We start from the raw sequence: 21,194 nt of genomic DNA, 5'->3' as shown, positions 1-21,194 counted from the left end.
GAGTTAAGATGTTCTTGAAATAAGTTTTACAATAAAAATATTAAGTGGTAAACACTTTGTCTGGCTCATACATATCTTTCGTGAAAAGAAATAATTTCGGGAGTCCTATTGATCTTCCGGTACTTAGGCTATATAGTTTTATAGTAAAAGTACTTATATTATTAATTTTCCGAAAATAGGTGATGTCGTGAGCAATATGTCCCGTGCCAGTAAACTTGAGGAACTGGATGGAGTATTTGTCGAGATTGCTCGTTTCTTTATTAACAATTGGCTAGAGGAAGAGTCAATCAGTCCGAAGCAGTTTATCTTGTTGCGTGTGCTACATCAAAAAGGACGAAGCACAGTTTCTGAGCTGGCGACTATTTTGAAGTTATCCAATAGTGCCACCACAATCGCACTTAATCGGTTGGTCAAGGCCGGGTTTATCGACCGGGTTCGAGATGATCAGGATCGCCGTGTCGTGTGGGTCACTTTGTCACAACAAGCCGTTCCAACTCTGGAAGGACTTTTGTGCCACAGGAGAGCACTAGTAGGAAAGCTGCTGGAGAATCTGACTGACGACGAGTTAGAACAGTTTACGTATTTTCTTAGGAAAATGCAGCAGTGCATATAGCATGCCTTAAGTTCGGGTTTGGGGACATTCGTGTAGGACAAAAGTGTGTACCGCGGAATGGGAGTGTACACATATGAAAAAGAAAAGCACACTGATCATGAGTTCTTGTATCCTAGGAGCAGCTCTCTTCACACAAGCTGCATTTGCTGAAGAGGCAGTAAAAGCTACTGAAACAACTACTGCAACAGAAGCGACAACAACGACAACAGAAGAAAAACCTGCAACAGATGAAAAGCCAGCTACAGAAGAGAAACCAGCTACTGAAGAAAAGCCGGCAACTGAAACAACAACAACTGCACCAGCAACTAAACCAGAAGTAAAACCTGCGACTCCACAAACCGTTACCCCAATTCAAGGTTTGACTCAACAAGGTGGCTGGGTTATCATGCCAGGTAAAGATGAGTACGTATGGGTAAGTGGTCAATATGTTCCAGTAATCTCTAACGTAGCTGGCTGGGCAATGATGCCAGGAGTAGATCAATTTGTTACAACTGGTGGCGTAACTCCTGTGAGTGCTCCAGCAGCTGGTTGGGCAATGATCGCTCCAGAATCCGATAACGAAAAATAAGCATAGCTGATAATAAAGACGCTTTGTCCCTCAATTGGGCAAGGCGTCTTTTTTGGCTAAAGCTGGAGATTCCCGTACAAACTAAAGCGGATAGAAGCCAAAAGGAAGGAGGAACGAATATGGCAGGTTATGAGAAGGATCAGGCTCGATCCAGGGCGAGAGAGCTGGGCACTGAGGATGCAGACGGAGCCGTCTACTATCAAGAGGCAGACGAATATACGGATGGCCTGGCTACGACGCAGGAGCTGGTCAGTGACATGTACAAGATGGGAACCATTGAGGACAGAGAACAAAGGATGTAAAAACACAGGAATGTTCAGAGAAAATAAAGTATTAGACTGATGATGTTGATTTGTTGCTATTACTGTCTAAGAAAGCTCTTTACCTTAGAAAAATAGGTTATTCAATCCTTCCATACAAAAGGCCAGTCAAAACACAAAAATAAAGTGTTAGACTGGCCTGGTTTATTGAGCTATCGAAACCCGATAACTTAAATAATATGGCTGTATGGATGATGTTTTACTGTTGCACAGGTTCGATGTTAACAATCATATCGCGATACGTTGCAGCCCTTTGCTCCTTTTTCCCATCCCCTGTCTCAAAAAACACTTGAACAACCGCTCGTACAGTCTCTCCCGTATCATTTGTTTTCAGCAGAATGGCGCGCCGATGATCTTTTGTTATTCTTATATATTTTTGCCCAGTTTCTCCAAATACCCATGACACTCTGATAGATACTTCCTTATTTGGTATCATGCCATCCTTAAGTTGTACGATCCTGTCTGTAATGTCTTCTCCAGCGACCACTTCAGGTGTAATCGTTGCATCATCATTGTACTTTAACATTTCTTTTCTGATTATATCAAATGCAATTTCGTCAACGATTATACTATCTAGTCTCTTTTGGACATCTTCCCTAGATTTAAAAGGTACTTGCTCAACCGTTGCAATCATTTTCCTATAGACGAAATATTTTATATCCTCCGTTAGTTGCTCAAAATCTTGAGGAAAATCAAGATACAATGCAGGCGAATTCAACGCTTCCCTCATCAATTCAATACCGATCATATGTTCGCTATCTTCCCTTGAATCTTGCCAATTTTGCACATGGATTGCATTAATTTTTGCCAAAGCCTTAGCAACTTCGTCATCATCAAGGTTAATTACTCTGACCGTAAGCGTAGTACTTCTTCCACCATAAGATATCGTAACATTCGTGCTTCCTTCTTTTACTCCCGTTACCGTCCCTTCGAACACAGTGAAGAGCGTTTTATCTTCTGGCGTCCACTCTGCTACTGCTGAAACGCCAGATACCCTTTTGTCATTAAATATCGCCTCTACATATACATACTCGCTCTTGCCAACCGGCACTTCAATTGATTTCTGGCGAAGTACCAATTTGGAAGGCTCTTTGCTTAGTTGGACTTTTACATACATTTTGACAGTTTTTCCGCCGAAACTCGCGCTTACGCTTGCTGTTCCAGGTTTCAATGCGGAAATCAAACCTGCTTCTACAGTAACTATTTTGGTCGATGATGGAGTCCAAGTTGCTTTATCAGTGACAATTTCTGTAGTTCCATCCTTGTAAAACTTTCAATTCCACTTGCTGTTGTTTATTCTCTTCCAACTCAATTCTTTTACTATCCAATATTTCTAGTTTGCTAATTTCCTTGGTTTCTGTGACTTTTACACTTAACGTGGCCATTTTATTTTGGTACTTAGCTTTTATGGTTGCAGTCCCCGGTGCTATCGCTACGATCTTTCCATTCTCAATAGTTGCCACTCTCGGTTTGCTGCTTGTCCACACCGCCTTATCATTTACCAATTCAGTCGTTTTATCTGTATAGACAGCATTCAAATCAAGCTGTTGCACCGTATTTTTTATCATTGATACTTTATTGCTACTTACGGTCAGGGATTTTATCTTTTTTTCCGTACTTTCTTTTGCTGAAACTTTACTTATTGTTCCAAGCAATCCGACTGTCTGTGCACCAAACATAAAGATAGATGCTGCTACGATAATGGCTAAAAACCGTTTCATCTTAACTCTCCTAAGTTGTAATAGTTTGGATATCATGTAAAAGCATTCTATCAAAGTGGGTTTTCTTAAACAAGAAGATTAAACAGACTTAAATTAATGGCTGTTGGATGGAGAGTCTGTAAGGCCAGCCTGGATGCAAGGAGGCTGGTCGCTTTTTATTCCATTGATAAAAAAATTTTTATTGACTTAGTAGATTGTATCGGTAAAAATACAAGAGGAATCAGAAAATTTAAAAAGGGTGTGCCACGAATGAGAGACTCACGATTAGATCAATTAGCGTACAATCTGGTTAACTATTCTGTACGAGTACAGCCAGGGGAAAACATTTTGATCAATGCGAAAGGGGACACACCTGATTTGGTGCAAGCCCTCGTGCGTGAGATTTACAAAGCAGGCGGCAGTCCTTATGTTCAATTGATTGATCCCGCCGTAAGCCGAGAAATCGCAATGAATTGCAATGAAGAGCAGCTAAAGACCATGGCGCAACATGAAGTTGAACTCATGGAGAAAATGCAAGGTTATATCGGAATCCGTGCAGCGAATAACATCAATGAGATGGCAGATGTTCCGAGTGACAAGCTGAGTATCTATTCTCGCCTGTATGAGCTGCCAGTAATGAATGTGCGCGTGCCTAAAACGAAGTGGGTTGTTCTTCGCTATCCGAATCCTTCCATGGCACAGCTTGCGAACATGTCTACAGCAGCTTTTGAAGATTTTTACTTCCAAGTATGTAATCTGGATTACGCGAAAATGGATAAAGCAATGGACAGTCTAGTTGACTTGATGAATCGAACAGACAAGGTTCGCTTGGTAGGACCTGAAACAGATCTCACCTTCTCAATCAAGGACATTCCTGCTGTGAAATGTGCTGGCCTGCGCAATATTCCAGATGGTGAAGTGTATACAGCACCTGTGAAGGATTCCGTAAATGGCGTTATCACCCATAATGCTCCAACACCATACCACGGCTTCACATTCGAAAATGTTCGCCTGACCTTCAAGGACGGCAAAATTGTGGAAGCAACAGCGAACGATACCGAACGATTGAATCAAATTTTGGATACGGACGAGGGAGCGCGCTTCGTTGGGGAATTTGCTATCGGTGTGAATCCTTACATTCGCAACCCGATGAAAGATATCTTGTTTGACGAAAAAATAGACGGAAGCTTCCACTTCACGCCTGGTCAATGCTATGACGAAGCATACAATGGCAACAAATCGTCTGTGCACTGGGACATGGTTTCCATCCAGCGTCCGGATTGGGGCGGAGGGGAAATCTGGTTTGATGACGTCCTGATTCGCAAAGATGGTCGTTTTGTCATTGCAGAGCTTGAATGTTTGAATCCAGAAAACCTGAAAGGGTAAGGCATAGCCTACCCAATCATTTGTCGTACTGACGGAGCCTTTCGTGGGCAAGCATAATATCCATTTCTAGCTGAAATAGCATGTGCAGATTGCTTGAAGGAAGAGTAACTCTGCGTGCCGCGTGGTAGAGAAGTGGCTTGTTTTGTTTGATGACCGTCATGATTTCTACAACTGGAGGAACGACTTGCTTAATTCTTAGCAGGCTTTGCAAATAGCGAAGAAATGTTTGAATACTAGCTTGGTCATCCTTGTTTGGTACCTTTTCAATCAAAGCGAAAAAGTCTCGGATGATGATCCGCTTGGTCTCCTGAGGCTCTACTATAGTTGTACGATTCACTTGATCCACCTCACGGGAAAGAGTTAACAGCTTCTTTTCTTTACCCGCTGAATGACAAGTGATAAACCTTTTGTCTGATAAAAAAGTCTTTGGCATGTGCATGTGCCAAAGACTTTTCGTTTTTATGACTCACGATGACTATCGTAGACGCTTGCTTCTTCCAGGGGAATCCGTATGCGCAGGAGCAGCCAGGCATTTAAGAGAGAAAACGTCAGGGCAGTTGTCACGGCGGCAAATGTTAGAGGGAGTAGGAGTAGCTCAAGCGATACGACCAAGTAGTTGGGGTGACGAATGAACCGATAAGGACCTCGCTTGATCGGAGCCTCGCCAGGGAGTATGAAGATGCGGGTATTCCATCGTTTGCCCAAGCTGCGAATACACCAGTAGCGAAATCCTTGTGCGATTAAAAACAGACTGAACGGAAACGCCCACCAAGAGGGCAGAACCATGGAGTTGCTTTTTCCCACCACTTCGAAAATAAGCGAAAGAAAAAAGAGAAAATGAAGAAGGACGATGTATTTGTAATGACTCGCGCCAACCTCGTAGCCTCCTTTTGAGCGGATATAGCGGGCATTCCTCACGGCAACGAGAAGCTCTACCAGTCGCTGCAGCATGACTCCAGCCAAGACAAAACCAAAGAAGAGCAACATGACTATCTCGCCTCCAGAAGTAAGAGCTCGGAGCTAAATCCAGGTCCAAGCGCGGCGACCAATCCGCGATCTCCTGGCTCCCACGCCTTCTCCATGCTTTTTTCCAAGACGAACAGAACCGTAGGGGAAGACATGTTTCCAAAATTGGTGAGGACATCTTCAGAAAAACGTGTGGCTTCTGTGCCAATGCCCAAAGACCGCTGGTAAGCTGTTAATACCTTGGCTCCACCTGGATGGAAAATGAAATGACGTAGGTGGTCAATAGACATCCCATGCGGTGACAAAAAGCTCTCAACGTTTTCTCGCATCGAAGAACGAATGAGAGTAGGGATGTCCCGAGAGAAAATGACTTTTAACCCTGGATCGGTCAATTCCCATCCCATGACATCTGCGGTGTCCGGCCATGTTGTCGTTCGCGCATCACAAAATTGAACCTTAGGCGTGTCCGAAGAGGACAAGACTTGATCTCCTTCTATTAATACGGCTGCAGCTCCATCTCCAAAGAGGCACGTTGCCACCAAATTGCTTTTGGACAAATCTTGCCGGATGAAGGTCAAGCCGCACAGTTCTACGCTCACAAGCAAAACTCGCCGGGAGGGATAAGCCTGGGTGTACTCACATGCACGAGATAAGCCCATTGCTCCACCGGCACAGCCAAGGCCCCACAAAGGGACACGGGTTGCTTGCGAACGGAGTCCTAAACGATGGAGCAAGCGGGAATCAAGGCTTGGGGTCGCAATGCCAGTGCTTGATACAAATATCAGACAATCGATGGATGACGGCTCGACTCTAGCTTTCGTCAAACACTTTCGGGCTGCTTCCTCTGCCAAGGCTTCCGCATGTTCGATATACAATTGATTTTTCTCTGCAAACGGCCGATCCTCCAAAAACCAATCCATTGGCATACTAAAATGTCGCTTCTGAATGTGACTGTGTGCAAACACGTGTAACAAACGATCTATGTCGGGAAAAGCATCTTGAAAAAATAGGCGTGCCAGCTTCATGGAATCCTCTTGTGTAATCTCGTGGGAAGGTACTGCTGTAGCCACTGCTTCTATACGGGGCATACATTCATTCACTCCCGTTTATTTTTATTAGCCATTAGCTTATCCCTACCAATTGGTTCCAATTCATGTTGCACCGTGTACGAACAGGACTTTTCCAAGATTCGCTTGAATGAATAAGTGACAGTTTCGTGATTTGCTTGAACTTACAAAAAAACATAGGTAAAATATTCCTGGTTATATGAAAAAAGACCTACTAAACATTCCTGAAAGATAGGTCTAATGTACGGATAAGAAAAGAGTTACATCGGATAGATCGGGGGTAGTGTATTTTGGGCTCACGCTGGATTAGCTTGGGTGTGTCCTGTATGATCATCTCGGTTTGGCTGATCGGATACGGATTGCCGACGGATGACAGTGTGATGATCTTTCTTTTGCTTGTTGCTGTCATTCAGACGCTAGCTGCCTATCAAATAGGGAAATATGTAGATCGGCTGCGGCAGATGGCTTATCACGATTCACTTACAGGCGTTCTCGTCAATCGCAGATTTCTGGACAAATTGGTCGAAGAAGTAGAATTCGCAAAAAGCAATCATCAATCTGTTACTCTATTGTTTATTGATTTGGATAATTTCAAAATATTCAACGACTCGTTTGGGCATTTGGAAGGCGATCGACTTCTTTGCCAATTTGCAAGACTCTTGCAAGCAAGTGTACGGAAACAAGACACAGTTGGAAGATGGGGTGGGGAAGAATTCGTTGTTTTGCTAACGCAGACAGACACAAGAAGAGGACTGGCAATCGGGGAACGAATTCAAAATCAAGTCCGACACGCTCTTTCAGGTGTCACGGTCAGTATCGGAGTAGCCTCGTATCCACAGCATGCTGCAACAGCGGAAGAGTTAGCGAAAAAAGCAGATACGCTTATGTATGAAGCGAAAAAAAGGAAAGATTGCATGATGGTCGCTTCGAATGAAATGATAAATATTGGCAAGACTAACACTCGTCATCTCTCTTGACACGGGTGTTTTTTTCGATTGTAAAGGGCATTTACAAAAACTTAATAATTCTTTAAAGAAAAATATACACATTTGACCTTGATTTTAAATTTACGGAAACAATAACATTCGATATAATCTGGTAGGTGTCATTTATTCAAAGGAGTGAAGAAGTCCCGTATGTTGAAATCAAACAAGTATATCTTCTTTGATCTGTTCGAACAGCAGATTGCCACGGTACACAAAGGAACTCATCTTTTCTATGAAATGATAGGAAATTATCAGGATCTAGAAACAAAGGTTAAGGCAATCAAAGCTGTCGAAAAAGAAGGAGACGAAATCGTTCGTCGCATCATGAACGAGTTGAACTCTACTTTTATCACTCCGCTTGAGCGTGAAGACATTCACCAACTCGCTCATACGATGGACTCGATGATCGACTACATTGACGGTGTCGCTGATCGTATGTATTTGTACCAAGTGACTCAACCAGATCCACGTGTATTGGCACAAGCCAATATTTTGGTGAAATGCTCGGCTAAGCTGATTGAGCTGATTCGCACACTTCGCAAGCTGGATCATAAAGTCGTTACACAAATCGCTGGGGAAATCAAAGATTTGGAGCATGAATCTGACTCCAACTATCGCAAAATGGTATCTGATTTGTTGAATTCTCCTGATACCAACCCAATGGAAGCGATCAAACTCAAAGAGATTTACGATAAGCTCGAAGACTGTGCTGACTTCGCTGAGGACGTCTCCAACCTGGTAGAAGGGATCGTGTTAAAGAATGCTTGATCTTTCGCCAGAGGTGATTATTCTCGTACTCGTCGTCATCATGGCGTTAGCATTTGACTTTATCAATGGTTTTCACGATACGGCGAACGCGATTGCGACTTCTGTTTCGACGCGCGCATTAAGTCCGAAAACCGCGATTATCATTGCATCCTTGTGTAACTTGATTGGTGCACTCTCGTATACGGGGGTAGCGAAGACAATCGGGGGAGGCATTACTGATCCATTCAAGCTGGAAAATGGATTAGTCGTCGTTTTGGCCGCGTTGACATCTGCGATTTTGTGGAACCTAATCACCTGGTGGTTCGGAATTCCTAGCTCGTCCTCGCACGCGATTATCGGCGGCGTTGCAGGTGCCGCTTTTGGTGCCGCAGGAAGTGGTGCCATTAACTGGTCAGGCTTCATTAGCATTATCCAAGCGTTGATCGTATCACCGCTTGTTGCCTTTGCTGTTGGTTTTGTGGTGATCAAGCTTGTGTCTTGGTTTGTTCGTAACTCAGCGTATCACAAAACCAATAAAGGTTTTCGTTCGATGCAAGTAGTGTCAGCATCTTGGCAGGCTTTCAGCCATGGAGCCAACGATGCCCAAAAAACAATGGGCGTAATCACCCTTGCTTTGATTTCCGGAGGATTCTTGGTACAAGAACCGGGCGAATTCGTTATTCCACTGTGGGTAAAACTTTCAGCTGCTCTTGCAATGGCTTTAGGTACAGCCTTTGGTGGATGGCGGATCATCAAGACCTTGGGTGGTAAGATTATGAAAATCAAGCCAATTTCCGGTTTTTCAGCAGACCTGTCTTCTGCCTTGATTATCACAATCTTTACAGCTTTGAAACTGCCAGTGAGCACAACGCATGTAATCACATCCGCCATCTTGGGGGTTGGGGCATCGCAAAAGCTGAACGCAGTAAAATGGGGCTTGGCTGGCCGGATTTTGGTTACTTGGGTCATTACCCTTCCGATTACCGGACTTTTGGCTGCTGCATGCTACGTCGTGTATGACGTATTCTTGTAGAGCTACCTCTTTATACAACAGACACCTTTCCGTGTAGAGTGCGCGGGAAGGTGTCTTTTTCATTAACTTGATCCCGTTAAACGCTCCCATAAGCCGGGCTTGGGTTTAATTTGCACGAGGCGTACGGCAGAGAATGGGATATAGTCCAGCGAGCCATCCCGTTCTTCAATTAAAATGCCGTTGGGACTGTAATCATACAATTTGCCTTCTGCGTATGCGGATAATCCTTGGCCGATCATATCAGGAGCAAAATGAATACGTACGTAGCGATCGAGATACTCTTCCAAAATTCCATCATCCATCTTATTCCCCTCCTTTTTTCATTCTTTCTCCTAGTTATTGCCTGCATTGCGACAATTCAGACAAGGCAAAGAAAAAACCACCCAGTCGGACAGACCTGAGTGGATTGAGTATGGCATGTTGATGTTATTCGATCGAGTTTTGGGAATTTCCTGTCTGCTTGCTTTTTCGTGCAAACACGAGCATCAAGATGACACCGGCAGCAATTAAGCACAGACTGACTAATTGAGCGACACGCAGAGTATCAGCAATCAACAAACTGTCTGTACGCATGCCCTCAATGAAGAAGCGTCCAATCGAATACAGGATCATGTAGCTGAACAAGACCTGTCCATCGAATTTTTTGAATCGGTACAGCATGAGCAAGAGAATGCCGAAAACGATCAGGTTCCATATCGATTCATACAAAAATGTAGGATGGTAATATTGTCCGCCGATAAACATTTGCTCGCGGATGAATGCGGGGAACTTTTCCATGAATTCGGCAGAAACAACATCACCATGTGCTTCCTGGTTGATAAAGTTACCCCAACGTCCGATAGCCTGCCCCAGAATAACGCTGGGCATAAAAATGTCAGCCAAACGAAGGAACGGCAGTTTATGTTTTCGAATATACCAGGCTCCTGCCAGAACACCACCAATTAATCCACCGTGAATAGCCAAGCCGCCTTGCCAAACTGCGAAGATGTCCAGTGGGTTGTCTTTGTACTGCTGCCATTCAAACGTAACATAATACAATCTTGCACAAACGATGGCTGCTGGAATGATCAGAACCACCATGTTCAAGACGTGATCAGGATCAATGCCAGAACGTTTGGAATTGTAGCGCGCGAGATAAGTACCCAAGAAAAACGCCAGCCCCATAATTATGCCATACCAGTGAATCTTTAAGGGGCCGATTGCAATTGCGATCGGATCAATCATGAATGTGCCTCCTTGCCTCAAAACATCTGTGCCAAGTATAGCACAAATAGGCTGCTGGATTCCAACTAATGGCTTACTGGGTCTGCAAAAAGCCGAGGATGGCATCAAGGGAGGCCCGTTTTGTCGGAGCAGATATGGATGAGAATAAATCTCCGAATGTTTCCAGACGTTTGGGAACCGTATAAACGGTGAAGTCTGTGGGGTGACAATGGGGAACCTCTTCCCACAGGAGTGGCGTTGATACGGTTGCCTGTTCTTTTGCACGGGTTGAATAAGGGGCTGGCAATGTTTTTCCCCGCCAGTGTTGCAAATAGTCAATGTACAGCTTATCCCCCCGATTCTTCACTAATCGCTCGATGGTTAAAAGTGAGGGATGCTTGCTGACTAAATAGGATGCGATGAAATGCCCGACTTGGCGCGTCTGTTCAAACGTATAGCGGAGTTCGATGGGAACATATACTTGCAAGCCGCTGGAACCAGATGTCTTGACCCATGAAGCCAGCTGTAATTCATCGAGCAGCTGTTTCAACAAGAGGGCTGACTCTATCACAACGGCAAAATCATCTGTGGAAGGGTCGAGGTCAAACACAAGCTCTGTCGGAGTCTCATCCTTAGCGAGGTGAAAGGAGACGTGCCACTCCAATGCCGCTTGATTCGCCATCCACACGAGGGTCGCTCGATCATTGCACAGGACGTAACGAACATTTTCCCACGTATGCGTTTGTATCCAGTCGGGTGCATAGTCAGGAGCGTTTTTTTGATAGAAGTGCTTGTCACCGATTCCGTGCGGATAGCGAATGACGGTTAAGAGTCGATCCTTGCTATAGCGGAGCAGTGGGGCTGCAACAATCAGCAAATAGCGCAAGTAATCTAGCTTGGTTACCTCGGCCTCTGGCCAAAGGGGCTTGTCAGGGTTTGTGATGGACAATGTGTGATTGTCGATCGTCAGCTCGTACTCTTTTGTTGCAGGACACAATGACGTTTTCACCTTCTTTTGAAACGGTATAGGTGTTCCTACTATCTCCCATCCATGATCCTCTATGTAACGGGAATACCTCTTTGCATATATTTCCTGTCATTCAACCATAATACGGGTAGATTTCCAGTGGTTGGTGATGAAATGAAATTCAAGAAGAAAGATAAAATGAAGGAACTGATTGAGACAATGAATGCCTGCAGCTTAATTGAGCTGGAGGGTATACCGATTTCGTCTCAATTGGGAGATAACATTGATCTGTTGAAAAAAATGTTCGCTGATTGCTCCGATTTTGTCATACGAGAATTCCGCCAAAAAAACAGTGTCCGAGCGATTGCTGTCTTCGTCGATGGGCTAATTGATACCAAAGAGGTTAACTCTGCGCTGAAATCGTTAATGGTGCTTGAAGACGGCGATGACGATATAAAAGTGATAGAAGAGTCACTTTTACCTGTTTCCCAGATGGGAAGAGTAGACGATTATAAAAAGCTGCTACAGGCTGTGCTTTCAGGTGATACAGGCATTCTAGTAGAGGGAAATACAGAAGCGCTGACGCTCGGCATTCGGGGAGCAGAAAAACGCTCAGTTAACGAACCGGAAGGAGAAGCGGTCGTCCGGGGACCGCGTGAGGGTTTTATCGAAAATATTCGCACGAACACGTCGATGCTGCGGCGCAAATTGCGAACACCCCGTTTGAAAATGAAGTCCTTGGTAGTTGGACGTGAGACGAACACCAATCTGGTGGTTGCCTTTCTGGATGGGATTGCTGATCCCGAGATCGTACAGGAGGTCACTGGTCGAATCAGCAAGATTAATTTAGATGCTGTGCTGGAAAGCGGATATATCGAAGAAATGATCCAGGATAACACATATTCGCCATTCCCTCAGGTTATGTATTCCGAGCGCCCAGACACGGTTGCTGGGGCATTGCTGGAAGGACGTGTCGCGATATTTGTGGATGGGACACCGATGGTTTTGATCGTGCCTGTTACGTTTTGGATGATGATGCAGGCCAGTGAGGATTATTACGAGCGGTTTCAAATGGCTACCCTTGTTCGTCTGCTGCGTTATGTGTTCCTTGTCATTTCACTCATTACCCCTGCCTTATATGTGGCTATTACGACTTATCACCAACAAATGTTACCAACCACACTTCTTTTAAGTATTGCGGCTGCGCGCGAGTCTATTCCTTTTCCTGCTATTGTAGAGGCTTTTATCATGGAAATTTCGTTTGAAGCCTTGCGAGAAGCGGGGATTCGTCTTCCGAAAACGGTCGGGCAAGCTGTTAGTATTTTAGGCGCGCTGGTCGTTGGTCAGGCAGCTGTGCAGGCAGGGATTGTTTCTGCCCCCATGGTTATCGTCGTATCGCTCACAGGGATTGCCTCGTTCACCATCCCGCATTTTAATGCATCAATTTCACTCAGAATGCTGCGCTTTCCGATTATGATTGCGGCTTCCATTCTCGGCATCTACGGGATGCTGGTATTGTTATTGCTAATCCTCGGGCATATGGCCAACCTGCGTTCTTTTGGTGTCCCTTATTTATCGCCGCTAGGACCGATTTCGATCGGCGATCTCAAAGACGTACTGATGAGGGCACCGTGGTCGATGATGGAAAAACGCCCGAGCTTTTTGGGCGTACAAAATGCTAGGCGTATGAACGATGGTTATGCGAATTCTATTCAGCAAAGAGGAGGGCAATCAGGGATGACAGGCAACCGTCAACCAAACGAGGAGGGACAATCGTGAAAGCTGTGACCCGCATTTTGGTGGTGTCGCTCTGTATGTTCCTAGTATCTGGTTGTTGGGATCGCCGTGAAGTAAATGATATAGCTATCGTCATTGCAATGGCGATGGATAAGGAACCAGACGGCAGGTATCGGTTATCCATTCAGGTCCCCCTGGTCAGCAGCCTGGGAGCCCAGTCTGGAGGTGGTGGGGGGACGAGTGGTGATAAGAGTTATTACGTTGATTCCGCAGTCGGCAGGACAATTCGGGAAGCGAATGGATTGATTCAAGCAAGAATGTCTCGTGAAATTTACTACTCCCATCACCGGATGATCGTCATAGGCGAAGAACTGGCGAAGGACGGTATGTCGGATGTGCTCGATATTGTAGCGCGCTTTCCGGAAAACAGACTGACAGCTTACATTGTCATGACAAAAGGCAAAGCAATCGAATTACTAACCGCACAGCCCCAATTTGAACGTTTTTCAGGAGAAGCGATGCGTGAGTTGGTCAAGATGGGGGGCATTAATGTAACTTTGAAGGATGTGGCCCAGATGCTCGGTACACCTGGGGTTGATGCCATCTTACCCGTTCTGACAGCCGTAGATTCCTATCCAAAAGGAAAGTCAAAAGAAATAGAGGCAACGGGGGTAGGGTTATTTCGACAAGACAAGCTCGTAACCATCGCGAAGCCCAAAGAACTGCTCGGCTTGCGATTGTTCCAACGCGATTTTACACCGTTTTCTATTGTGGTGTCCCTTACCAAGCAGGAACGGCTTACGATAACTCTTTCGAAAGGAAGGGCGAATATCAAGCCCGTGGTCAGGAAAGGCCACATCCATTTCAAAATTGACCTATACGCTTCTGCCGTTGTGGTGGAGAATCAGTCAAACCTCGATCTCGAGGAAGAGAAAAATATTAGAATGCTGCAAGCGAAGCTCGTCGAGCAGATCAATAACGGTGTGAACCATATGATGCAAACGATCAAAAGGAAACAATCAGACTTCATTGGGTTAGGAATCGCCTTGTCAAGAAATAATCCGCGAGAGTGGCGAGACCGATATTGGAACAGGTGGAATGAGGAGCTTCCGAAAATCACATATGAAATCCGTTCCAAAGTGAACTTAGTCAATGTCGGACAGACAACGAAGAATATAACTAAAGGTGAAGATGATCATGAATAGAATATTTCTGGTCTTTTTTGTCTTCATGCTGTTACTTTCCCTCGGAGAATTCATCCTGAAGCGAAAAAGCATGGATGGAAGACAGCAGCGAGTCATCTTTATTTTCTACACCCTAACCATTATTTGTCTGATCGCTTTGCAATTCCAGTATTATCAAATCCTGCCTACGAGTAACATCATGAACATTTTCTCTCCCTATGTGAAGAGGTGGGTGGATCAGTTCGTATAAGGAGGCCCAAGTATGATTCACAAGCAAGTTGTCAATCATCGACAAATTGCCTGGCTCGTCGGCAGTGTCTTGATGACAGGAATGATGATCGGTTTCTTGCGGTCTGTCGTTCAGGTAGCGAGGATGGATGGTTGGTTCTCTCAAATTTTCCCCATCTTTTATGCGCTTTTTATCGCCTACGTCTTGAGTAAGCTGGTGGAGGCTTATCCTGGGAAAAATATCTTTGAAATCTTGTTTATTATTGGCGGGAAATGGATTGGTGGAGCTGTCAATCTACTCATTTTGTTTTACATTTGGATCATCCTGGCGATCGATATTAAAGGCGCTGCTGATTTTTTACATATCTCGTTATTGCCAAACACACCATTGGAGGTCGTCTTACTCGTCTTCGTCTTACTCATGATGTACTATGGTAAAACGAGTCTTGAGGTGGCGGCGCGAGTAAATGAGTTTTATTTTCCTCTTTATTTCATCATGTGCATATCGTTATATTTCCTGCTGATGAATGAATACAACGTAGAGCGATTGGAACCAATCTTAACGAATAGATTGGATCGGATCGTAATCAGCAATTTTTTCCCAGTGGGTGTATATGGTGATATTTTTCTCATTGGGGCATTCTTACATGCCATTGTAGAGCCGCGTTTATTTTATGCTGCGATGAAGCACGGGGTCATTATTGTTGGCTTTGGAACGACGATTATGTTGCTCGTTTTGCTCGGGGTGATGGGCTACATTATCGCCGGTAGGCTGAATTTCCCCATCTATATTCTCGTCCAGCAAATCCACATTACAGATTTTTTGGACAGGGTCGAAATGATCCTCTTTAGTGTTTGGTTCCCCGCTTTCACAATTAAAGTCATTGTTGCTTACTTGGCATTTTTAGTGGGGGTGGGTTCATTTGGGGGACAGCGGCATTACAATACGCTCAATGCACCGTGTGGATGGTTTATCGTTGTGTCGTCCATATTCGCGTTTCCCAATATAGCACATATCGATCAATTTATTAGTTATAGCTTGCCGATGATCGTGCTTAGCTTCCAATTGCCGCTAGCGCTCTTTTTGCTTGTTCATGTAAGTCGAAAGAATAAAGGAAGAGAGCAAAGCCTCATTCCCGAAGGAACGAAGCTTTATCGATTTTACCGGTCGATGGTGTGGACCACGACAGTCTGTTTAAGCGGTTGTGTGATCGTGATATTGATTGGGGACTTTTTCAAGGATAAATCAGCGTTAGGTGGGGGTGCGACAGCTGTTACCTATATTATCCTCTTACTGATAGCGCTGTTGACGAGCTACGGGGAAATGCAGGCTCTTAATCATGGCAAGCAAAAACTGGGGAAAGCAAAACAGGCTGGATCGTTTCGACAATGAGGGCGAAAGCCAAGGGGGCCTTACTCCAAAACACACTGGTGTGGAGGGACATCCACAAAGCCTTGTATGCTTGGCTGTCGCAAGGAATGCCCTTCCTTCCACTCTGCAAATTTGATTTTGACGGTAATTTTCGGCTGTATCCATAACGTATTGGCTGCGCGTGGTGGCTTGTTAACAAAAGCCATCTTCTGTTGGACGAGGGGCTGGATTCTCTCCGTAAAAGCGCGCCAGTCCGTTTGCGTCAATTTTCCGGTACCGGCATGACCGATGTACCAAAAAGAACCTTTTTGATCGAACAGACCCAGAAGCAACGAATTGACAATATGATTCCGAAGCGTGACACCGCCTACAACAGCGATGAGATCCCGGTAGTACTTTTTCTTTCTCCAGCGCTGATCCTTTCCGTTGATCAAGTAGCTGCTTGATGAATCCTTCATAATGATTCCTTCCATGCCTTGCGCTTCGATGACACGGTAAAGAGCGTCTCCATCTGGAAAGTTTTCAACTAGCTGCACATGAGGAGTAGGCGTGATGATTTTTCGTAGTATTTGTTGTCGCTCTGAAAGTGGGTAGGACGTTACCCATTCATGATTCAAGTACAGGACATCAAAAACCATGTAGGTGACAGGGACGAGCTTTTGTACCTGGGGTACCTTTTCTAAACGTCGCAGCCCGTCTCTCTTCATGACCTCGTAAAAGGAAGGCTTTCCGTCCGAACCGAGGGCGATTATTTCTCCATCCAAAATTACAGAATCGGCACGACAGTACGAGTGAATATCAGTTACCTCTGGATAATGGAAAGTCCGTTCATTTAATTTTCGGTTGAACAGTTTGACCTCGTATCCATCGTAATAGGTAAGAATGCGAACGCCATCCCATTTCACTTGGCCTATCCATTGTGGTCCTGCTGGTATGGCTTCCGTGCTGGTAGGCTCAAAAGGAAATAGCGGTGTTAGTTCCATAGCTGCCACCTTTATGTTTAGTTGGGACTTGCCCAGTTTTTCTAATACAGTTTCACGGATGGGCATGATCTATACGAGCGGTGCTGGAGGATGAATTTCTGTGCGAATTTTACGAAACTTTTTTATTGATTAAGTATTGAATTCGAGCTATACTACCTGTATAAAGTAACTGATGGGTTAGCGAGTTGGGCTGTATCTGGTTGAGCTGCTTCCTCCTTCCGTGGTACGTCCACCACACCTCATGGGAAGGGAGCTGCTCTCTGATATGGCCCTCTTTGCGTCTCTTGCTCCAATTGGGAATGTGTGTTGTTCACTTTCTTTAATCCTTTTTTCATTGATATACAATTAGAGACTTGTTTATAATGACTGTGCGAACTCATTTACGAAAGAAGGAATTGACTTGCCGTTTCTTCGGTTTAAAGGCTTTGCGAAGCAAGACATAGAGCCCATTTCTCAGATTCTTATAGAAGAGTTTTCCAAAATTGCTGAGGTAGCTCAGGAAAAGGTGAAATTGGAGCTGCTTCAGGTAGAGCAACTAACAAACAGTCCTTTGTCTGTAGAGATCATGATGTTTCCTCGTGAACAAAAGCAACATGATGCGATTGCTAGTGCCATACACGGCATTTTGAAGAAGCAAGGCTTTCTGCAAATCCATATTTTCTTCATTTTGCTATCACCCTCTCTCTATTATAAAGAAGGACTGCCGTTGCAAGTCGGAATGGCGAAATAACCAAGAAAAAAGGTCGAGATCCTCCAACAGGATTTCGACCTTTTTCTATTAATAATAGAGGCTTTCGGATTGCAGGCACTTGGAGCATGTTCGCGTAAGTGGAGTTTCGATATAGACGTGGTTGCAGTCCTGTTGAATGAGTCGCAATTGTTGTTTAGATTGCTCTAGCTCAGCCTCTAGTCGAATGATCTTTTCACGTAAACGACTGGCTTCCTCCATCGGCATCCCCCTTCATTACGACTGGTACAAACGGCTTCCTTTTTCTCGGAACTCACGTGATTTTTCCTGCATTCCAGCAAGGATGGCGGGATCTTGGGCAGATCCTTGTTCGTTGGCGATGTGACGAATGTCGTGCGATATTTTCATGCTGCAAAATTTAGGCCCGCACATGGAACAAAAATGGGCGGATTTGGCGGCTTCTGCTGGCAACGTTTCATCGTGATATTCGCGGGCGCGCTCTGGGTCCAAAGACAAATTGAATTGATCGTTCCAGCGAAAATCAAAACGAGCTTTGGATAAGGCATCGTCTCGCTGTTTTGCCCGCGGATGTCCTTTTGCGAGATCAGCAGCATGCGCTGCGATTTTGTATGCGATTAAACCGTTGCGGACATCCTCTTTATTGGGGAGGCCGAGATGCTCCTTAGGCGTTACGTAGCAGAGCATCGCTGTTCCGAACCATCCTATCATGGCAGCGCCAATCGCTGAAGTTATGTGATCATAGCCGGGGGCAATGTCTGTCGTGAGCGGCCCAAGTGTGTAAAAAGGAGCCTCATGGCAAATGGATAACTGTTTATCCATATTTTCGCGAATGAGATGCATAGGGACGTGACCAGGACCTTCAATCATGACTTGTACGTCGTGTTCCCACGCAATTTTTGTGAGTTCTCCCAATGTTTCAAGCTCCGCGAACTGTGCCTCGTCATTCGCATCCGCTATAGAGCCAGGACGTAGTCCATCTCCAAGGGATACACAAATGTCATAGGCCTTCAGAATTTCGCAAATTTCAGCGAAATGCGTATACAGAAAGTTTTCCTCATGATGGGCCAGGCACCATGCCGCCAAAATTGATCCGCCGCGAGAGACGATACCAGTAACACGGTTAGCTGTCATCGGAATGTAGCGTAATAGAACGCCAGCATGAATCGTGAAGTAATCGACGCCTTGTTCCGCTTGCTCAATCAAGGTGTCTCGATAAACCTCCCATGTCAAATCCTCGGCTTTCCCATTTACTTTTTCAAGTGCTTGATAAATCGGGACAGTACCGATTGGAACAGGACTGTTGCGGATAATCCACTCCCGCGTGGTGTGGATGTGTTTTCCCGTCGAGAGGTCCATAATGGTGTCGGCACCCCAACGGACAGACCAAATCATTTTTTCGACCTCTTCTTCCATCGAAGAGCTGACGGCTGACGTTCCGATGTTGGCATTGATTTTGACATGAAAGTTGCGGCCAATGATCATCGGCTCGCTTTCAGGATGATTAACGTTAGAAGGGAGAATCGCACGTCCAGCGGCGATTTCTGCCCGTACAAATTCTGGGGAGACACCCTCGCGGATGGCAACGTATTCCATTTCCGGTGTGATGATATTTTTTCGGGCATAATGAAGCTGGGTAACGTTTTTTCCTGGCTTTGCCCGCTTTGGTTTGTAGCCTTCTCGAGGGAAAGTGGGGAGGGTGGCAGCCTTTTCTTCGTTTCGGATACCGTCGTCGACTAGTTGTGGTTCGCGACCGACATACGTTTCCACATCATTTCGCTCATCGATCCATTTGTGGCGGATGGAAGGCAGTCCTGCTTGAATGTCAGGGACGTAGCCTGTTGCGGTATACTCGCCACTCGTGTCGTACACGCGAAGAGGAGGATTGGGGATGGAGCCAGACAATCCTTCAGTTGGTTGAAGGGAAATCTCGCGCATCGGGACACGGATGTCCGCACGACTACCTGTTTCGTATACTTTGCGACTGCCTGGAAAAGATGACACCAATGACATAAGAAAAACCTCCTTGTTTTGGTTGCACGAAAGCGAGAACCGTTTAGGGAGGCGAAAGAAACTGCCCGCGAAAAAGCGCCGCATAAACAATATGCGACGCCAACGCGAGAGTAGAGAAGAAACGGGTATCCTAAAGATACACGTATCTTTTCGTGTCGTATATGACATTCCTCCGCTGGCATTACCCAGTTCAGGTTCAACGGTCGATGGCACAGTACCATCCTCTCAGCCTGGTGAATCCCAAGCTCCCGTGCTTTTTTATTTTGGATTGCAAGAATAGGATAACGGGAAGTCCATTTAATTTCAAGGAAAACTTTCCATTGGGAAAATTGCAGGTGTGCAACACATTTTCCTCCCCCCTATACTCGTGAATCGGACTAAAACTGTTTCTGTAGACCCACATGATTCCTATCTGTTACGATGAAGTTCGAAAAAAAGCAACTGCTTCCAGCGCTTTGATTTTTCGCGTTGTCGAAGCAGGATGGAGAAGTATTTTGAGGTGATGAGGTATGGATGTTTATTCGGATCTAAAACAAGGAGAACGTGGAGCGTGGGTGAGTATTTTCGCCTACATTTTCTGCTCTGTATTAAAAATAGGAGTTGCGTATGTCACTGCGTCGGAAGCTTTAATGGCCGACGGTCTTAACAACTCAACAGATGTTGTAGCATCGATTGCTGTTTTGATCGGGCTGCGTATTGCAAGGAAACCACCTGATAAAGATCATCCGTATGGTCACTTCCGGGCGGAGACGATTTCAGCACTTGTCGCATCATTTATTATGCTATTTGTCGGAGTTCAGGTCGTTACGAATGCCGTACCATCCTTGTTTGATCCACAACATTCGGCTCCCGACCTGTTGGCAGGGTGGACAGCACTGGCAACTGCCGTCATTATGCTTTTCGTCTATCGCTACAATAAAAAGCTCGCCATCAAAACAAACAGCCAAGCACTTGATGCAGCGGCCGCTGATAACCGTTCAGACGCATTTGTCAGTATCGGGACGTTTATCGGGGTAGCTGGCGCACAATTTCAATTGCATTGGCTCGATCCATTAGCTGCTTTTGTCGTTGGTCTCATCATTTTGAAGACGGCTTGGGACATTTTCAGGGAAGCAACCCACCGATTGACAGATGGCTTTGATGAGGGTGAGCTTGCGGACCTGCGGGCTACGATTTCCTCGATTTCAGGGGTAAGGGATATCAGTGACATCAAAGCCCGTTACCATGGAAGCAGCGTTCTGGTTGATGTTGTGATCCATGTAGATCCAGGTTTGAATGTGGTGGAGAGCCACACCATTACCGAGAAAATTGAAGAACAGATGCGCAAGATTCACCGGATTAACGCCGTGCATATCCATATTGAACCATGCAGGAAGATGGCGCCTAGTTAGATTCCATCATGTGAAAACAAAAAA

24 protein-coding genes and 1 riboswitch are annotated in these 21,194 nt (G+C 45.3%); of the genes, 13 read left to right on the top strand and 11 right to left on the bottom strand.

Annotated elements, in window-relative coordinates; translation table 11 throughout:
• Nucleotides 1-187: 187 nt before the first annotated feature.
• The 3 genes from C7R94_RS05755 to C7R94_RS05745 all read left to right on the top strand — a co-directional run bounded on the left by C7R94_RS05755 (nt 188) and on the right by C7R94_RS05745 (nt 1,483).
• Nucleotides 188-613 carry a MarR family winged helix-turn-helix transcriptional regulator gene (locus tag C7R94_RS05755; protein WP_106778954.1) on the top strand — a complete coding sequence of 142 codons (426 nt, stop codon included), beginning with the start codon at nt 188-190 and terminating at the stop codon, nt 611-613.
• A 73-nt stretch (nt 614-686) separates the two neighbouring features.
• Nucleotides 687-1,181 carry a hypothetical protein gene (locus C7R94_RS05750; RefSeq protein WP_106778952.1) on the top strand — a complete coding sequence of 165 codons (495 nt, stop codon included), beginning with the start codon at nt 687-689 and terminating at the stop codon, nt 1,179-1,181.
• Nucleotides 1,182-1,300: 119 nt separating this feature from the next.
• Nucleotides 1,301-1,483: a DUF4025 domain-containing protein gene (locus C7R94_RS05745; RefSeq protein ID WP_106778950.1), complete on the top strand. Its 183-nt coding sequence runs from the start codon at nt 1,301-1,303 to the stop codon at nt 1,481-1,483.
• 217 nt (nt 1,484-1,700) lie between these two features.
• Here the strand turns inward: C7R94_RS05745 and C7R94_RS05740 are convergent, their stop codons facing one another.
• Together C7R94_RS05740 and C7R94_RS05735 are read right to left on the bottom strand one after the other, a co-directional pair.
• The gene (locus C7R94_RS05740) at nt 1,701-2,672 is read right to left on the bottom strand and encodes a hypothetical protein (RefSeq protein WP_146142775.1); all 972 of its coding nucleotides are present in this window, start codon (nt 2,670-2,672) and stop codon (nt 1,701-1,703) included.
• 64 nt (nt 2,673-2,736) lie between these two features.
• Nucleotides 2,737-3,222 carry an Ig-like domain-containing protein gene (locus C7R94_RS05735; protein WP_158264653.1) on the bottom strand — a complete coding sequence of 162 codons (486 nt, stop codon included), beginning with the start codon at nt 3,220-3,222 and terminating at the stop codon, nt 2,737-2,739.
• A gap of 249 nt (nt 3,223-3,471) precedes the next feature.
• On the opposite strand from C7R94_RS05735, the gene C7R94_RS05730 reads away from it, so the two are divergent.
• Nucleotides 3,472-4,587 (top strand): aminopeptidase, encoded by a 1,116-nt coding sequence (locus tag C7R94_RS05730; RefSeq protein ID WP_047068072.1) that lies wholly within the window; start codon nt 3,472-3,474, stop codon nt 4,585-4,587.
• Nucleotides 4,588-4,603: 16 nt separating this feature from the next.
• Here C7R94_RS05730 and C7R94_RS05725 read toward each other — a convergent pair whose 3' ends face one another.
• From C7R94_RS05725 to C7R94_RS05715, 3 genes are all read right to left on the bottom strand, one after another.
• Nucleotides 4,604-4,924, bottom strand: coding sequence for a hypothetical protein (locus C7R94_RS05725; protein ID WP_106778942.1), 321 nt, complete (start codon nt 4,922-4,924; stop codon nt 4,604-4,606).
• A 122-nt stretch (nt 4,925-5,046) separates the two neighbouring features.
• Nucleotides 5,047-5,574, bottom strand: coding sequence for an isoprenylcysteine carboxyl methyltransferase family protein (locus C7R94_RS05720; protein WP_106778939.1), 528 nt, complete (start codon nt 5,572-5,574; stop codon nt 5,047-5,049).
• 2 nt (nt 5,575-5,576) lie between these two features.
• The gene (locus C7R94_RS05715; protein ID WP_197244251.1) at nt 5,577-6,641 is read right to left on the bottom strand and encodes a type III polyketide synthase; all 1,065 of its coding nucleotides are present in this window, start codon (nt 6,639-6,641) and stop codon (nt 5,577-5,579) included.
• Nucleotides 6,642-6,910: 269 nt separating this feature from the next.
• Between C7R94_RS05715 and C7R94_RS05710 the strand changes: the two genes are divergently transcribed.
• The 3 genes from C7R94_RS05710 to C7R94_RS05700 all read left to right on the top strand — a co-directional run bounded on the left by C7R94_RS05710 (nt 6,911) and on the right by C7R94_RS05700 (nt 9,386).
• The gene (locus C7R94_RS05710) at nt 6,911-7,597 is read left to right on the top strand and encodes a GGDEF domain-containing protein (protein WP_106778934.1); all 687 of its coding nucleotides are present in this window, start codon (nt 6,911-6,913) and stop codon (nt 7,595-7,597) included.
• A 159-nt stretch (nt 7,598-7,756) separates the two neighbouring features.
• Nucleotides 7,757-8,374 (top strand): DUF47 domain-containing protein, encoded by a 618-nt coding sequence (locus C7R94_RS05705; protein WP_007728239.1) that lies wholly within the window; start codon nt 7,757-7,759, stop codon nt 8,372-8,374.
• Nucleotides 8,367-9,386: an inorganic phosphate transporter gene (locus C7R94_RS05700; protein WP_106778931.1), complete on the top strand. Its 1,020-nt coding sequence runs from the start codon at nt 8,367-8,369 to the stop codon at nt 9,384-9,386. The genes C7R94_RS05705 and C7R94_RS05700 overlap by 8 nt, the downstream gene beginning before the upstream one ends.
• A 62-nt stretch (nt 9,387-9,448) precedes the next feature.
• On the opposite strand, the gene C7R94_RS05695 is transcribed toward C7R94_RS05700, so the two are convergent.
• The 3 genes from C7R94_RS05695 to ligD all read right to left on the bottom strand — a co-directional run bounded on the left by C7R94_RS05695 (nt 9,449) and on the right by ligD (nt 11,586).
• Nucleotides 9,449-9,688, bottom strand: a complete 240-nt coding sequence (locus C7R94_RS05695; RefSeq protein WP_088908244.1) for a hypothetical protein — start codon at nt 9,686-9,688, stop codon at nt 9,449-9,451.
• A gap of 124 nt (nt 9,689-9,812) precedes the next feature.
• On the bottom strand, nt 9,813-10,610 hold the full coding sequence (gene lgt / locus C7R94_RS05690) for a prolipoprotein diacylglyceryl transferase (protein WP_106778929.1): 798 nt from the start codon (nt 10,608-10,610) through the stop codon (nt 9,813-9,815).
• 73 nt (nt 10,611-10,683) lie between these two features.
• The gene (gene ligD, locus C7R94_RS05685; protein WP_106778926.1) at nt 10,684-11,586 is read right to left on the bottom strand and encodes a non-homologous end-joining DNA ligase; all 903 of its coding nucleotides are present in this window, start codon (nt 11,584-11,586) and stop codon (nt 10,684-10,686) included.
• Nucleotides 11,587-11,754: 168 nt separating this feature from the next.
• Between ligD and C7R94_RS05680 the strand changes: the two genes are divergently transcribed.
• Genes C7R94_RS05680 through C7R94_RS05665 form a run of 4 tightly spaced genes read left to right on the top strand, consistent with a single transcriptional unit; the run spans nt 11,755 to nt 16,098 of the window.
• Nucleotides 11,755-13,335 carry a spore germination protein gene (locus tag C7R94_RS05680; RefSeq protein WP_369834978.1) on the top strand — a complete coding sequence of 527 codons (1,581 nt, stop codon included), beginning with the start codon at nt 11,755-11,757 and terminating at the stop codon, nt 13,333-13,335.
• Nucleotides 13,332-14,498 (top strand): Ger(x)C family spore germination protein, encoded by a 1,167-nt coding sequence (locus C7R94_RS05675; RefSeq protein WP_106778924.1) that lies wholly within the window; start codon nt 13,332-13,334, stop codon nt 14,496-14,498. Before C7R94_RS05680 ends, C7R94_RS05675 begins: the two co-directional genes overlap by 4 nt.
• Entirely contained in the window at nt 14,491-14,727 is a 237-nt protein-coding gene (locus tag C7R94_RS05670) for a hypothetical protein (protein WP_106778922.1), read from the top strand. The genes C7R94_RS05675 and C7R94_RS05670 overlap by 8 nt, the downstream gene beginning before the upstream one ends.
• A gap of 12 nt (nt 14,728-14,739) precedes the next feature.
• A complete protein-coding gene (locus tag C7R94_RS05665) occupies nt 14,740-16,098 on the top strand; it encodes a GerAB/ArcD/ProY family transporter (protein WP_106778920.1) in 1,359 nt (452 codons plus the stop codon).
• Between the two features lie 20 nt (nt 16,099-16,118).
• Here C7R94_RS05665 and C7R94_RS05660 read toward each other — a convergent pair whose 3' ends face one another.
• Nucleotides 16,119-17,060 carry an ATP-dependent DNA ligase gene (locus tag C7R94_RS05660; protein WP_106778917.1) on the bottom strand — a complete coding sequence of 314 codons (942 nt, stop codon included), beginning with the start codon at nt 17,058-17,060 and terminating at the stop codon, nt 16,119-16,121.
• A gap of 400 nt (nt 17,061-17,460) precedes the next feature.
• On the opposite strand from C7R94_RS05660, the gene C7R94_RS05655 reads away from it, so the two are divergent.
• Nucleotides 17,461-17,790, top strand: a complete 330-nt coding sequence (locus C7R94_RS05655) for a DUF1904 family protein (protein ID WP_106778914.1) — start codon at nt 17,461-17,463, stop codon at nt 17,788-17,790.
• A gap of 48 nt (nt 17,791-17,838) precedes the next feature.
• On the opposite strand, the gene C7R94_RS30215 is transcribed toward C7R94_RS05655, so the two are convergent.
• On the bottom strand, nt 17,839-18,009 hold the full coding sequence (locus tag C7R94_RS30215; protein ID WP_162837740.1) for a hypothetical protein: 171 nt from the start codon (nt 18,007-18,009) through the stop codon (nt 17,839-17,841).
• Between the two features lie 15 nt (nt 18,010-18,024).
• Entirely contained in the window at nt 18,025-19,779 is a 1,755-nt protein-coding gene (gene thiC / locus C7R94_RS05650) for a phosphomethylpyrimidine synthase ThiC (RefSeq protein WP_106778912.1), read from the bottom strand.
• Nucleotides 19,780-19,928: 149 nt separating this feature from the next.
• Nucleotides 19,929-20,041, bottom strand: a riboswitch (TPP riboswitch).
• 247 nt (nt 20,042-20,288) lie between these two features.
• Here thiC and C7R94_RS05645 point away from each other — a divergent pair.
• A complete protein-coding gene (locus tag C7R94_RS05645) occupies nt 20,289-21,170 on the top strand; it encodes a cation diffusion facilitator family transporter (protein ID WP_106778909.1) in 882 nt (293 codons plus the stop codon).
• Nucleotides 21,171-21,194 lie beyond the last annotated feature (24 nt).

It is taken from the genome of Brevibacillus sp. NRRL NRS-603 (assembly GCF_003013445.1).
Classification (GTDB): domain Bacteria; phylum Bacillota; class Bacilli; order Brevibacillales; family Brevibacillaceae; genus Brevibacillus; species Brevibacillus formosus.
Note: the sequence above shows the minus strand (reverse complement) of the source record. Positions and strands in the feature narration are given on the sequence as shown.